The following is a 13282-nucleotide window of genomic DNA, read 5'->3' on the forward strand; positions in this document are numbered from 1 at the left end:
GTCTCGCTTTACCTCGACCGCGGTGGGGGGGGGCGGGGGGGGGGGGGGGGGGGATAGGGGAGTGACCTTTCGCACGGCAGGATGGGAGGTATCCGCCGGCAGTCACCGATATCTTGATATCGAGACGTCAACGAGAACCACGAAACGGAGCACAGGTGCCTGAATCGACGATCATCTATACGTACACCGACGAGGCACCGGCGCTGGCGACGGCGTCCCTGCTGCCGATCATCAAGAGCTTCACCCACCAGGCGGGGGTCGAGGTCGAGACCCGCGACATCTCCCTCGCCGGCCGCATCCTGGCCGCGTTCCCGGAGGCGCTCACGCCCGAGCAGCAGACCCCGGACGCGCTCGCTGAGCTCGGCGCCCTCGCCCAGACGCCCGAGGCGAACATCATCAAGCTGCCGAACATCTCGGCCTCGGTCCCCCAGCTCAAGGCGGCGATCGCCGAGCTGCAGGCGCTCGGGTACGCGCTTCCGAACTACCCGGAGGAGGCCGTCACCGAGACCGACCGCGCAGTCAAGGCGGCCTATGACGCGGTCAAGGGCTCCGCCGTCAACCCGGTGCTGCGCGAGGGCAACTCCGACCGTCGCGCCCCCGCTTCGGTCAAGGCCTACGCCCGCAGCCACCCGCACTCGATGGGTGCGTGGACCGCCGACTCCCAGACCAACGTCGCCACGATGGGCGCGCACGACTTCGCCTCGAACGAGAAGTCCGTGGTGCTCGGCCAGGACGACACCCTGCGCGTGGAGCACACCGCCTCCGACGGCAGCGTGACCGTGCTCAAGGAATCGATCCCGGTCCTGGCCGGCGAGGTCGTCGACGCCTCGGTCATGGACGCCGCAGCCCTGCAGGCCTTCCTCGCCGAGCAGGTGCAGCGCGCCAAGAGCGACGGTGTGCTGTTCTCGGTGCACCTCAAGGCCACGATGATGAAGGTCAGCGACCCGATCATCTTCGGTCACGCCGTCCGGGCCTTCCTGCCGCAGGTGTTCGAGACCTACGGCGCCGTGCTGGCGGAGGCGGGCCTGTCCCCCAACGATGGTCTCGGCGCGATCCTCGCCGGCCTCGCGGAGCACCCGCAGGGCGAGGAGATCACCGCCGCGATCCAGCAGGGTCTCGCGGACGGCCCCGAGCTCGCGATGGTCGACTCCGATCACGGCATCACCAACCTGCACGTGCCGAGCGACGTGATCGTGGACGCCTCGATGCCGGCGATGATCCGCACCTCGGGCCACATGTGGGGCCCGGACGGCGAGGAGGCGGACACCCTCGCGGTGCTTCCCGACTCCTCCTACGCGGGCATCTACCAGGTCGTCATCGACGACTGCCGGGCCAACGGTGCCTACGACCCGACGACGATGGGCTCGGTCCCGAACGTCGGGCTGATGGCGCAGAAGGCCGAGGAGTACGGCAGCCACGACAAGACCTTCGAGATCGCCGCCGACGGCGTGGTCCGGGTCCTCGACTCGGCCGGCACCACCCTGCTCGAGCACGCGGTCCGCACCAGCGACATCTGGCGCGCCTGCCAGACCAAGGACGCTCCGATCCGCGACTGGGTCAAGCTCGCCGTCACCCGCGCCCGCGCGACCGGCGCCCCCGCGGTGTTCTGGCTCGACGAGGCGCGCGCGCACGACGCCAACCTCATCGCCAAGGTCAACGACTACCTCGGAGAGCACGACCTGGACGGCCTCCAGATCGAGATCAAGGCCCCGGTCGAGGCCATCGCCTTCTCGCTCGAGCGCATCCGCCGCGGCGAGGACACGATCTCGGTCACCGGCAACGTGCTCCGTGACTACCTGACCGACCTGTTCCCGATCCTCGAGCTCGGCACCAGCGCCAAGATGCTCTCGGTCGTGCCGTTGATGAACGGCGGCGGCCTGTTCGAGACGGGTGCCGGCGGCTCAGCCCCCAAGCACGTGCAGCAGCTCGTCAAGGAGAACTACCTGCGATGGGACAGCCTGGGCGAGTTCCTCGCGCTGGCCGTCAGCCTGGAGCACCTCGCCCAGAGCACCGACAACCCGCGCGCCCAGGTGCTCGCCGACACCCTCGACCGCGCCACCGGCACGTTCCTGGGCGAGAACAAGTCGCCGGCGCGCCGCGTGGGCGGCATCGACAACCGCGGCAGCCACTTCTACCTCGCGCTGTACTGGGCGCAGGAACTGGCGCAGCAGACCGCGGACGCCGAGCTCGCCGCCCTGTTCGGCCCGGTGGCCGAGCAGCTGTCCACGAACGAGCAGACGATCGCCGCCGAGCTCCTCGCCGTCCAGGGGTCGCCCACCGACATCGGCGGCTACTACCGCACCGACCCCGCGAAGGTGGACACGGTGATGCGCCCGTCCGGCACGCTGAACGGGATCCTCGCCACCCTCGCCTGAGGCGAGGAGGCCTCACGCACTCGAGAGCCGCCGTCGGGAATCATGCCCGACGGCGGCTCTCGCCGTGAGAAGACATGGTCACCTTCAGCGGGCACCCAGGTGGGGATGCAAGGATGCTCGGCGGCACCCACACCCGAGCAGAGGATTCCCATGACGGCGCAACCGCTGTCCGCGCAGCCGCAGCAGGCAGAGCTCGACCCCGACGTGTTCGACGAACCGGCACCGGAGCCGTCGCTGCTCCCCCGGGTGGCCGCGGAGCTGTTCGGCACGTTCGTGCTGGTGACGGCGATCATCGTGGTCGCAGCGTTCGGGGCACTCGGCACCCAAGGTGCGACCGCGCTGCACGTCGCGCTCGCCGGCGGCCTGGCACTGATCGCGATGGTGGTGGCGTTCGGGTCACTGTCGGGCGCGCACCTCAACCCGGCGGTCAGCCTCGGCGCCGCGATCGCAGGTCGGCTGAGCTGGGCCGACCTGGTGCCCTACATCGTGGCGCAGACCCTCGGCGCGGTCGCAGCGGGCGGTCTGCTGCGCGTGATCACGCCGCCCACGCTCCCCGAGGGGCTCGGCATGACCGACGTCCGCGCCTTCATCAGTGGGACCGCGAACGGCTTCGGGGACCACTCCCCGATCGCCTCGCTCTCCGGCGGTGCTGTGACGTTCTCGACGGCGCAGGCCCTGATCGTCGAGGCCGTCGCCACCGCGGTTCTCGTGGGTGTGGTGCTCGCGGTCACGCGTCGCCCGAACCCCGCGGCACCGCTCGCGATCGGCGCGACGCTGACGGTCACGATCCTCGTCGCCGCGCAGGTCACCAACGCTGCCATCAACCCTGCCCGTGCCACCGGCACCGCGCTGTTCGCGGAGCCGTGGGCCGTGCAGCAGCTGTGGCTGTTCTGGCTGGCGCCGCTGCTCGGCGGTGTGATCGCCGGGCTGATCGCGCTCATGGTCGATCGCAGTACCGCGCCCGCTGAGGCGTGGGACGACGAGGACGACGACTGGGATGACGACGAGGAGGACGAGGACGAGGACGGCGAGGGGGCGGAGAGCGAGATCGCTCCGGAGCCGGCCCCCGCCGTCGCAACAGCACCCGACCCGGCCGACATCGAGCTCGCCGATCTCCAGGCCGAGGTCGAGGAGCCGGAGGAGTCCTCGGACGACGAGGACACCGACAAGAACGAGGAGCGGCCGAAGGCCTGAGCGGCTACGCCGGATCGGAGACCAGCGGCAGCAGCTCGCGGAGGTCGCCGATCCGGCGGGCAGCGCCGGCGTCCAGCGGGATGCCGGGTGTGACGAGCAGCGCGCCGTCGACGCCGGCCGCACGCCCGGCCTCGAGGTCCACGGGCCGGTCGCCCACCACGAGGACGTCGGTGGGCTGCAGGTGGTGGCGCTGCAGCAACGCCTCGATCAGCGCAGGTGAGGGCTTGCGGGGGTGGCCGTCGGGGGCACAGACCATGTCGTCGACCGCGAGGCCGGTGGCGGTGATCAGCTGTTCGGCGCTGCTGCGGTCGCGGTGGGTGGCCACGAGGTTGAGTCCACCGGCCGCCCGGATCGCGGCCATCACCTCCTGGGCTCCCGCCATCACCGGCGCGGGTGTGTGCTGCCAGTAGTCCTTGACGCCGTCGTAGGCGGCGCTCAACTCCTCCTCGGGCACCCCAGTCCGCACCGCGAGCGCCTCGATCGCGTGCCCGCTGGAGACGCGGGTGAGTGCGGCGACCTCCGCCACGCGACTCTGCGCCTGGTCACCGAACGCGGCGCGCGCGAGCGCGCGATCCACGTCCGGGTAGGTGTCGATCAGGGTTCCACCGAGGTCCCAGATGATGGTGCGCACCGGCGTCACGCTACCCCCGCCCCACAACAACAGGTGACAAGAGATTCCCGGTGAGCCCCGCCGTCGGGAAGGATCGCAGGGGTGAGCCAGAACGTCACTGCCGACCAGCTCCGGGACGCGCTGCGCGCGGACCACCCGGAGAACGCGCCGATGATGCGATGGTGGTGGTTCGGACCTGCGGTCGAGCGCACCGAGCTGGATCGTGAGCTGACCACGATGGCAGCGGCAGGGCTGGGCGGTGTGGAGGTTGCGTTCGTCTACCCGCTGGAGGAGGCGACCACGACGTTCGGCTCCCCCGAGCTGCTCGCCGATCTGCGGTGGGCGGCCGAGCGGGCGCGCGAGCTCGGGTTGCGGTTCGACCTGACGATCGGCAGCGGCTGGTCCTACGGCGGGCCGCACATCACCCCTGACCTCGCGGCACGCGGGCTGCAGTGGGACCGCCGCGAGATCGGCCTCGGCGCCCACGAGCTCGCCGTGTCGGCGCCGTTCCCGGGTGACGAGCTCGTGGCCGCCTACCTCGCTCCGGGATCGGCGCAGGAGCCCGTCTCGCACACCGTGCAGCTCGACGTGCAGCCGGTCGGCGACTCCTGGCAGGTCACCGTGCCCGACGGCTCCGGCACCCGCCACGTGCTGGTGGCGTGGTCCCGCCTGACCGGTCAGCAGGTCAAGCGCGCGGCCGTGGGCGCCGAGGGGCCGGTGCTTGACCACTACAGCGCCGCCGCCACCCAGGCGCACCTGCGCGCGGTGGCGGATCCGATGCTCGACGCCGTGCCCGCCGAGCTGCTCGGCTCGGTGTTCTGCGACAGCCTCGAGGTCTACCACGCTGACTGGACCCCGGACCTGGCTGCAGAGTTCGCGGCCCGCCGCGGCTACCCGTTGCTGCCCGAGCTGCCGCGGCTGCTGCAAGCGCACGGCGATCAGGCCCACCGGCTGCGCGCCGATTACCACCGCACTCTGGTGGACCTGTACGAGGAGCGGTTCGTGGCCGTGGTGCAGGCGTGGGCGGCGGGTTGTGGCGTGCCGTTCCGGATCCAGGGCTACGGCACCCCGCCGGCCACGCTGAGCAGCTACCGCTTCGCTGACGCCTTCGAGGGCGAGGGATGGGGCTGGACCGAGCTGACGGCGACCCGGTGGGCGTCCTCAGCGGCGCATCACTACGGCCGCGACGTGGTCTCCTGCGAGGCATGGACCTGGGTGCACTCGCCCTCGTTCCGCGCCACCCCGCTGGACCTGCTGGCCGAGGCGCACGAGCACCTGCTCAACGGGGTGACGCTGTTGATCGGGCACGGCTGGCCGTACTCCCCCAGTGGTGCCCCCGGGCTCGGCTGGTTCTTCTACGCCGCCGGCTGCCTCGACGACCGCAACCCGTGGTGGCCGGCCATGCCTGCCGTCACGGCGCACCTGAGCCGGTTGAGCTGGCTGCTGCAGCAGGGATCGGGCGTCGCGGACGTGGCCGTGTACGTGCCGACCGAGGACCTGCTCGCGCAGTCGGCGACCGGCATCGGCGGCTCGCTCGATGTCTGGCGCGAGGCGAACCGCACGATCACCTCCGACGTGCTCGGCCCGATCCGCCGCAGCGGCCTCGACTACCGGCTGTTCGACGACGACGTGCTCACCCATGCTGCCCCCGAGCCGCCGGCCGTGGTGATCGTGCCGAGCACGCGCACGCTCCCCTCGGCCACACGGGAGTGGCTCGAGGCGGCCGCCCGATCGGGTTCGACCGTGCTGATGATCGACTCCTCGGTCTCGCCCACCGGGTCTCGCGCCATCTCGACGGCGGAGCTCGGGTCTGTCCTGCGACTCGTCGCGGCTGCGCCGTTCGGTGAGGCGGAGAGCGAGATCGGGCTCGTGCACCGGCGCGTGGGCGACCTGGAGGTACGCGTGCTGGCGAACACGGCCTCGACACCCCAGCAGGTGACCGTGGACGTCGAGGGTCCGTGGCAGCGCTGGCACCCGAGCACCGCCGAGGTGACGGCCTCCGGGACGGGACCGGCCGCCGTCGGGCTCTCGCCGTACGAGGCGACGATCCTGGTGAGCGGCGCCGAGATGGAGACCATGTCCGTCGAGGCTGCGGGCAGCGAGACGGTGTCGTTGACCGACGGATGGCGGGTCGCGTTCGCGGACGAGGCCAGCGAGCCGGTGACGCTGCCGCACCGGTGGGAGGACCAGCCGGGGCGGGCGGGATACTCCGGGAGCGCGACGTACTCGACGACGGCGGAGCTCCCGGGGGCGAGTTCGGCCGTGCTCGATCTCGGGCCGGTGACGTCGCTCGGCGATGGCCGCAGCCCGCAGCGCGGCATGGTGGGACCGGCCTATCGGGCGGCGGTGCGTGGCCCTGTCGGCGAGGTCGCGCTGGTGCGGGTGAACGGGCTGGACTGCGGTGCCGTGGTGGCGCCGCCGTACCGCATCGACGTGAGCGAAGCGGTGCGACCCGGCGCGAACACGATCGAGATCACGGTGCACAACACGGCTGCCAACGCCCTCGCCCACGACGGCGAGATCAGCGCGCTGGTCGAGCGGACCGAGGCCAGGTACGGCCGGCGGTTCGTGCTGCAGGAGCTCGGCAAGGCGCTCGACGGCGTGGCGTCGGGGCTGCTCGCGGTGCCGGCGGTGGAGCTCAGCCGAGGTTCGACGGCGGAAGCGTGAGCGTGACGATCGCGATCAGCAGCGCGCCCGCGACCATCAGCGTCACGTCGAAAGCACGGGATCTGACCGCGATGCCGTACGGCCCGGGCGCCGGGCTCACGGCTCGCACGATCGCGAACGCGAGCAGCACGGCCGCGAGCAGCAGCAGAGCGACCCGCACGCCCAGCGTCACCGAGACCGCCACGGTCGCGACGACCGCGAGCATCGCCAGCCACATCATGATGCGGGTCCGGTGCACGGGCTTCACCGGGGGCGGGTCGTCGGGTGGCACGGGCATGAGCCTAGTGTCCCGAGATACGTTGGCGACGTGACCGCAGCCGTGCCGCATCCTGTCCCGTCCCGAGTCGCCGTGGTGGGAGGTGGCCTGGCGGGCCTGCGGACGCTCGCGGAGCTGCGCGGCCAGGGCTTCTCGGGCCAGCTCACCTGGGTCGGCGCCGAGCCGACGCCGGCCTACGACCGGCCGCCGTTGTCGAAGGAGCTGCTCTCACGCGTCGAACCGCTGTGGCTCGCGGAGGACCTCGATCACAACCACGCCGCGCTGGCCGATGCCGTGCACCTGGGACGCACCGCGACCGGGCTGCGCCGGGTCGGCTCAGAGCTGGTGGTGTCCACCGACGCCGGCGAGCTGGTCGCCGATGCCGTGGTCGCGGCGACCGGGTCCGTGCCGGTGCGCCCGTGGCCCGATGCGGTCGCCCTGCACGACGCCGCCGACGCCGAGCACCTGCGAGCGCAGGTCCGGCCCGGTCGCCACGTGGTGATCATCGGTGCCGGGTGGATCGGTGCCGAGGTCGCGGGCGTCGCGGCCGGTGCGGGCCTGCGCGTCACGGTGCTGGAGGCCGGGTCGGCTCCGCTGTGGCGGCAGCTCGGGGACGTCGCGGGCGAGCGGACCCGGGAGTGGTACGCCACGGCCGGCGTGGAGCTACGCACCGACGTGGTGGTCACCGACGTGACCGGCGGTGAGGTGAGGCTCGACGACGGCAGCACGGTCACGGGTGACGTGGTGCTCTCCGCGGTGGGCGTGCGCCCCGCGACCGCGTGGCTCGACAGCGCGGTGCCGCTGCTCGCCTCCGGCCACGTGGCAACCTCCCGCAGCGGGCGAACCGACACCGCCGGGATCTGGGCAGTCGGCGACGTGGCGCTGCGCTCGACGCTGCACTTCGGCCCCGTTCCTGGAGGGCACTGGTTCGCGGCGCTGCGCGACCCGGCTCTGGCTGCTGCAGACATGCTCGGGCACCCACTCCCGCTCACCGAGGCCGCCCCGGAGGTGTTCTCCGACCAGCTCGGTCACCACCTGGAGGTGATCGGACGGCTGGTCCGCGACGACGAGCCGGGCGCGCAACGCGTGCTCCGGCGCGCCGAACACGGTTGGACCGAGCTCCACGTGAGTGGGCAGGCCTTGGTGGGCGCCGTCGTCGTCGATCTCCCGCGCGAGGTGGCCGCGGTGCGCAAGCTCCTGCGTGGCGAGAGCTTGCCGCGCCTCGACCTCACCCTCGCCGCCGACCCGGCCACCCCGCTCCGCGCCGCCACCCTCTAGCGATCAGTGGAAGAAGTGGCGGGTGCCGGTGAGGTAGAGCGTGACACCGGCGGCCTGGGCGGCCTCGATGACCTCGGCATCGCGCACCGAACCTCCCGGCTGCACGATCGCGCGGACGCCCGCGTCGATGAGGATCTGCGGGCCGTCGGCGAACGGGAAGAACGCGTCGGAGGCAGCGACGGCGCCCCGCGCCCGCTCGTCGCCGTGCCCGTTCGCCCGCTCGACCGCGAGACCGCACGAGTCGACCCGGTTGACCTGCCCCATCCCGATGCCCACCGAAGCGCCGCCGTGCGCGAGCAGGATCGCGTTCGACTTCACTGCCCGCACCGACCTCCACGCGAAGGCGAGGTCGGCCAACGTGGCTTCGTCCGCCGCCTCGCCCGCGGCGAGGGTCCAGCTGGCAGGGTCGTCGCCAGGTGCGTCGACACGGTCGACCTGCTGCACCAGCAGACCGCCGGAGATCTGTCGCTGCTCGACGGCGTTGCTCGGCGGCGACGCCACCTCGAGCAGGCGGATGTTCTTCTTCTGCGTGAGGATCTCAACCGCCTCGGGCGTGAAGCCCGGCGCGACGACCACCTCGGTGAAGACGTCCTTGATCTGGTTCGCCGTGGCCTCGTCCACGGTCCCGTTGGTGGCGATCACGCCACCGAACGCGGAGACCGGATCGCACGCGTGGGCCCGCGCGTGGGCCTGCGCGATCGAGGACCCCACCGCGATCCCGCACGGGTTCGCATGCTTGATGATCGCGACCGTGGGCTGCTCGCCGTGGTCGTGCGCGGCACGCCAGGCGGCATCGGCGTCCACGTAGTTGTTGTAGCTCATCTCCTTGCCGTGCAGCTGCCGCGCGGCGGCGAGCCCGCCACCTGACGCATCGGCGTACAGCGCCGCTTGCTGGTGCGGGTTCTCCCCGTAGCGCAGGACGGCGGAGCGCACCCCGGTCGTGCCGGTCCAGCTGGGCAGGGCCTCGTCGGGCTCGACGACGCCGCCGAGCCAGCTCGCCACCGCGACGTCGTAGCTCGCGGTGTGCCGGAACGCCTCGGCCGCGAGCGCGGTGCGCTCGGCGAGGGTGAAGCCGCCGCGCTGCACCGCCTCGATCACACCGGAGTATCGGGCCGGGTCCACGACCACGGCCACGCTCGGGTGGTTCTTCGCTGCCGCCCGCACCATCGACGGCCCGCCGATGTCGATCTGCTCGACGCACTCGTCCTGCGACGCGCCGGAGGCCACCGTGGCCGTGAACGGGTAGAGGTTGACGATCACGAGGTCGAACGGCTCGACCTCGAGGTCCTGCAGCTGCTGCACGTGATCGGGCAGTCGCCGGTCGGCGAGGATGCCGGCGTGCACGCGCGGGTGCAGCGTCTTGACCCGCCCGTCGAGGCACTCGGGGAACCCGGTGAGCTCCTCCACGGGCGTGACAGGCACCCCGGCGCCCGAGATGCGGGACGCCGTCGAGCCGGTCGACACGATGGAGACCCCGGCGGCGTGGAGCGCCCGGGCGAGCTCCTCGAGCCCGGTCTTGTCGTAGACGGAGATCAGTGCGCGGCGGATGGGGACGACGTCAGTCATGGAGGGCTCTCCTGGTTCGGGTGCGGTCACCGTGCGCACCCAGGCGATCGGTGCGCGTCAGGCAGAGCCTCCGACCGCTCCCAGGTGGTGCTCCACCTCGACGCCAGTCACGATCGGACGGGCACCATGCTAGCCGAGGACCACCCTGCGTCCCTCGACGCGGAACCCCTCGCGGCCCAGCCGTCCGACCCACTCCACGAGCTGGTCGCGCTCGGCGACCTTGATGCGCTCGGTGAGCGCGTCGACGTCATCGCCGTCGAGGACCGGCACCGCGACCTGGGCGACGATCACGCCGGTGTCGATCCCGGCGTCGACCACGAACAGCGTGGCACCGGTGATCTTGACCCCGTACTCGAGCGCGTCGCGGGGCCCGTGGATGCCGGGGAAGGCGGGCAGCAGAGCGTTGTGCGTGTTGAGGTACCTGCCCCCGAACTCACCCAGGAACGCCTCGCCCGCGAGCTTGAGGAAACCCGCGCTGATCACGAGATCGGGCTGGTGCGCGGCGACCTGGGCGGTGAGCTCGGAGTCCCACGCCTCTCGACTGGGGTGGTCCTTGACGCGCTCCATGAACGTCGGCACCCCCGCCTGCGCTGCCAGCGCGAGCCCGGTGCAGTCACGATCCGCCCCGACGGCGACGATCTCGACCCCGTACCCGGGATCGCGGGCGGCATCGAGCAGGGCGGCGAGGTTGCTGCCGCCACCGGAGATCAGGACGACAGCGCGGGTCGGGTTCGGCACGGTCCCCCACCCTACTGACCTGCCCGACCGCTGGTGTCCGGCGGCGGCGGACCGTGAAAGAATCAACCTCTCAAGCCAGCCGAGTCGACGACAGACCCTCGTGAGCAACCCGTACGCACCGCCGGACCCGAACAAGCCGCGCCCTCCCGAGCGGAAGCCACCGCCTCGAGGCTGGCAGCAGCGGCCGCAGCAGCGCGCGCCGGAGCCACCACCGGAGCTCACACCCGAGCAGGCACGATCGGTCACGTCGGGCACGTTGGTCTTCGGTCTGATGATGATGGGTGCGCTACTGGCCGGGAACCTGCCGATCCCCTGGACGCTGCTCGCGCCGCTCGTGGGCGTCGGTGCGCTCGTGCACGGTGTGCGCACGCTGATCCGGGTCCGCAAGCTACGGTGGCCCGGTCTGCTAGCCCCCATGCTCATCGGTGGCCTGATGCTCACCATGCTCACGACGATGGGCACGACGACGCAGCTCACCATGTTCTGGGACGAGCAGGTCGCGTACCAGGAATGTCGCGAGCAAGCCGTCACGATCGCCGCGCAGGAGCGTTGCCAGCGCGAGTGGGACGAGGCCCGCTCGGTCTCGTTGGGCTAGTTGTCGCGCAGGGCCGCGACTTTCTCGCGCGCCTTCCCGGCGAGCACCCGAGCCTCGGGATGCAGCAGCAGCGCCGTGATGGCCAGGCCCAGCGCCAGCTGCCAGGCCACGGCAACGGCAACCGCCACCGCGTCCGGCCCGACCTCCGCCATCCGGCCCGGCCCGACCGAGCCCGAGGACAGGGCGACGAGCGCGCCGACCATGAGCGCCGCCGTCAGGGCGCCGACTCCCACGGCGATCGCCGTGTGGGCGAGCGAGAGCGGGTGGCGGCGGCGCAGCCAGAGCCCTGCGAGCGCACCGACCAGCACGCCGATCACCAGGATGAAACCGGCCGATCCGGCCGGGCTGTCGGGCTCCGGGAGCGCGCCGAGCACAGGCACCACGGGCAGCGGCCCGGGTTCGATTCCGGTCGGGCTGAACGAGGTTCCCTGCCCGACGGCGAAGCCCGGCCCGGTCAGGAATCCCACCCCCCACAGGGCGAGGGTGGGGAACAACAGGATCTGGGCGAGGACGATGATCACGCTCGAGACGCCGTCGGGCACCAGGGCGCGATGGAGGTCCATCACGTGGGAGAAGCCGAGCGCCAGAGCAGCGATCACCAATGCGGCACCCAGCGCGAGCATCACGGCCGCCCCACGGGCGCCCGCACCGATGCCCGCGCGCACCGACTCCGGGAGGCGCCGGAGCGGGCCGGCGAGGTCGGCGGGGAGCCGCCCGCGCATAGCGACCAGACACCCGATCGCGGCCACCACAGGCGCACCGAGCACGCCTCGCCATGATCCAGGTGTCCCGGCCAGCACGGCGAAGCCGAGCGCGAGCGCTGTGTACGCGAGCACGGCCGCACCCACCGGCCACCAGCTGCTGGGGCGCACGCGACGCATCGACGCCGCCACGCCGCCGACCGCGATCACCGTCACGCCCACCGGCACGAGCGTGATCGCTGCACCGTCGAACGCCAGCGCCCCGCCGTGACCGAGCAGCCAGATCGCCGAACCCGCGCTGGCGGCCTCGATCCACCCGGCGGATCCGAGTTCCGGCGCTGCCGCCGTGGCGATGTAGGCAGCGATCGCGATCACGGCGATCACGAGCCAGGACCCGATCGCCGCCTCAGCTCCCGCGAGCGCACCGCGCAGCGTCTGCGCGGGCGGCCGCCAGGAGGTGCGGGAGGTCGCCCGCGTCTCCTCGTGGTCGACGACGCGCGGCGGGATCGTCGGCGGCATGGTGGTGGGCATCTCCACCATCGTCGGCGCTCACGCCGCGATCAGGGCGCCGACACACCGACGCCCCGCGCTTCGGCTCAGCCCTGCAGGATCTCGCGGACGAGCTCAGCGGTGGCGCTCGGGGTCTCGCCGACCTTGACGCCGGCGGCCTCGAGCGCTTCCTTCTTCGCCTGCGCAGTGCCGGCGGAGCCGGACACGATCGCGCCGGCGTGACCCATCGTCTTGCCCTCCGGTGCGGTGAAGCCTGCCACGTAGCCGACCACCGGCTTGGTCACGTTGGCCTGGATGTAGGCCGCGGCGCGCTCTTCGGCGTCGCCGCCGATCTCGCCGATCATCACGATGACCTCGGTCTCGGGGTCCTGCTCGAAGGCCTCGAGGGCGTCGATGTGCGTGGTGCCGATGACCGGGTCGCCGCCGATGCCGATGGCGGTCGAGAACCCGAGGTCCTTCAGCTCGTACATCATCTGGTAGGTCAGCGTGCCCGACTTCGACACCAGGCCGATCGGACCCTTGCCGGTGATGGTGTGCGGGGTGATGCCGGCGAGCGACTCCTCCGGCGTGATGATGCCGGGGCAGTTCGGGCCGATCATGCGGGTCTTCTTGCCCTGCAGGTACGCGAACACCTCGGCGGAGTCCTGCACGGGGACGCCCTCGGTGATGACGACGATCAGCGGCATCTCCGCGTCGATCGCCTCGATCGCGGCGTCCTTGGTGAAGGCCGGCGGCACGAACAGCACCGAGACATCCGCGCCGGTCTCGGCCATCGCCTCCTTGACCGTGCCG

At 72.0% G+C, this 13282-nt stretch carries 11 protein-coding genes and 1 riboswitch; of the genes, 5 read left to right on the top strand and 6 right to left on the bottom strand.

All coding sequences use genetic code 11. The annotated features are described in order from the left end of the window. Window positions 1-155: 155 nt before the first annotated feature. On the top strand, window positions 156-2375 hold the full coding sequence (locus ACOJSN_RS11250; RefSeq protein ID WP_420112589.1) for an NADP-dependent isocitrate dehydrogenase: 2220 nt from the start codon (window positions 156-158) through the stop codon (window positions 2373-2375). Window positions 2376-2525: 150 nt separating this feature from the next. Then, on the top strand, window positions 2526-3569 hold the full coding sequence (locus ACOJSN_RS11255; protein ID WP_420112590.1) for an aquaporin: 1044 nt from the start codon (window positions 2526-2528) through the stop codon (window positions 3567-3569). A gap of 4 nt (window positions 3570-3573) precedes the next feature. Here the strand turns inward: ACOJSN_RS11255 and ACOJSN_RS11260 are convergent, their stop codons facing one another. Next, window positions 3574-4200 carry an HAD family hydrolase gene (locus tag ACOJSN_RS11260; protein WP_420112591.1) on the bottom strand — a complete coding sequence of 209 codons (627 nt, stop codon included), beginning with the start codon at window positions 4198-4200 and terminating at the stop codon, window positions 3574-3576. Window positions 4201-4281: 81 nt separating this feature from the next. Between ACOJSN_RS11260 and ACOJSN_RS11265 the strand changes: the two genes are divergently transcribed. After that, the gene (locus ACOJSN_RS11265) at window positions 4282-6846 is read left to right on the top strand and encodes a glycosyl hydrolase (RefSeq protein WP_420112592.1); all 2565 of its coding nucleotides are present in this window, start codon (window positions 4282-4284) and stop codon (window positions 6844-6846) included. Here the strand turns inward: ACOJSN_RS11265 and ACOJSN_RS11270 are convergent. Further along, the gene (locus ACOJSN_RS11270) at window positions 6818-7123 is read right to left on the bottom strand and encodes a DUF3017 domain-containing protein (RefSeq protein WP_420112593.1); all 306 of its coding nucleotides are present in this window, start codon (window positions 7121-7123) and stop codon (window positions 6818-6820) included. The two genes, ACOJSN_RS11265 and ACOJSN_RS11270, sit on opposite strands and share 29 nt — an antisense overlap. A gap of 30 nt (window positions 7124-7153) precedes the next feature. Here ACOJSN_RS11270 and ACOJSN_RS11275 point away from each other — a divergent pair, with 30 nt between their 5' ends. Further along, complete coding sequence (locus tag ACOJSN_RS11275) at window positions 7154-8380, top strand: NAD(P)/FAD-dependent oxidoreductase (protein ID WP_420112594.1); 1227 nt, start codon at window positions 7154-7156, stop codon at window positions 8378-8380. A gap of 3 nt (window positions 8381-8383) precedes the next feature. Here the strand turns inward: ACOJSN_RS11275 and purH are convergent, their stop codons facing one another. Continuing rightward, window positions 8384-9946 (bottom strand): bifunctional phosphoribosylaminoimidazolecarboxamide formyltransferase/IMP cyclohydrolase, encoded by a 1563-nt coding sequence (gene purH, locus ACOJSN_RS11280; RefSeq protein ID WP_420112595.1) that lies wholly within the window; start codon window positions 9944-9946, stop codon window positions 8384-8386. A 30-nt stretch (window positions 9947-9976) separates the two neighbouring features. Continuing rightward, window positions 9977-10067, bottom strand: a riboswitch (ZMP/ZTP riboswitch). A gap of 8 nt (window positions 10068-10075) precedes the next feature. Further along, entirely contained in the window at window positions 10076-10684 is a 609-nt protein-coding gene (gene purN / locus ACOJSN_RS11285) for a phosphoribosylglycinamide formyltransferase (protein WP_420112596.1), read from the bottom strand. Window positions 10685-10784: 100 nt separating this feature from the next. Here purN and ACOJSN_RS11290 point away from each other — a divergent pair, with 100 nt between their 5' ends. Further along, complete coding sequence (locus tag ACOJSN_RS11290) at window positions 10785-11279, top strand: hypothetical protein (protein WP_420112597.1); 495 nt, start codon at window positions 10785-10787, stop codon at window positions 11277-11279. Here the strand turns inward: ACOJSN_RS11290 and ACOJSN_RS11295 are convergent. Then, on the bottom strand, window positions 11276-12511 hold the full coding sequence (locus tag ACOJSN_RS11295) for a DUF6350 family protein (RefSeq protein WP_420112598.1): 1236 nt from the start codon (window positions 12509-12511) through the stop codon (window positions 11276-11278). The genes ACOJSN_RS11290 and ACOJSN_RS11295 overlap by 4 nt on opposite strands. A gap of 65 nt (window positions 12512-12576) precedes the next feature. Next, on the bottom strand, window positions 12577-13282 hold a 706-nt coding region (gene sucD / locus ACOJSN_RS11300), incomplete at its 5' end, for a succinate--CoA ligase subunit alpha (protein WP_420112599.1).

Origin of the sequence: Pseudactinotalea sp. (assembly GCF_048594945.1) — a bacterium.
Lineage (GTDB): Bacteria > Actinomycetota > Actinomycetes > Actinomycetales > Beutenbergiaceae > Pseudactinotalea.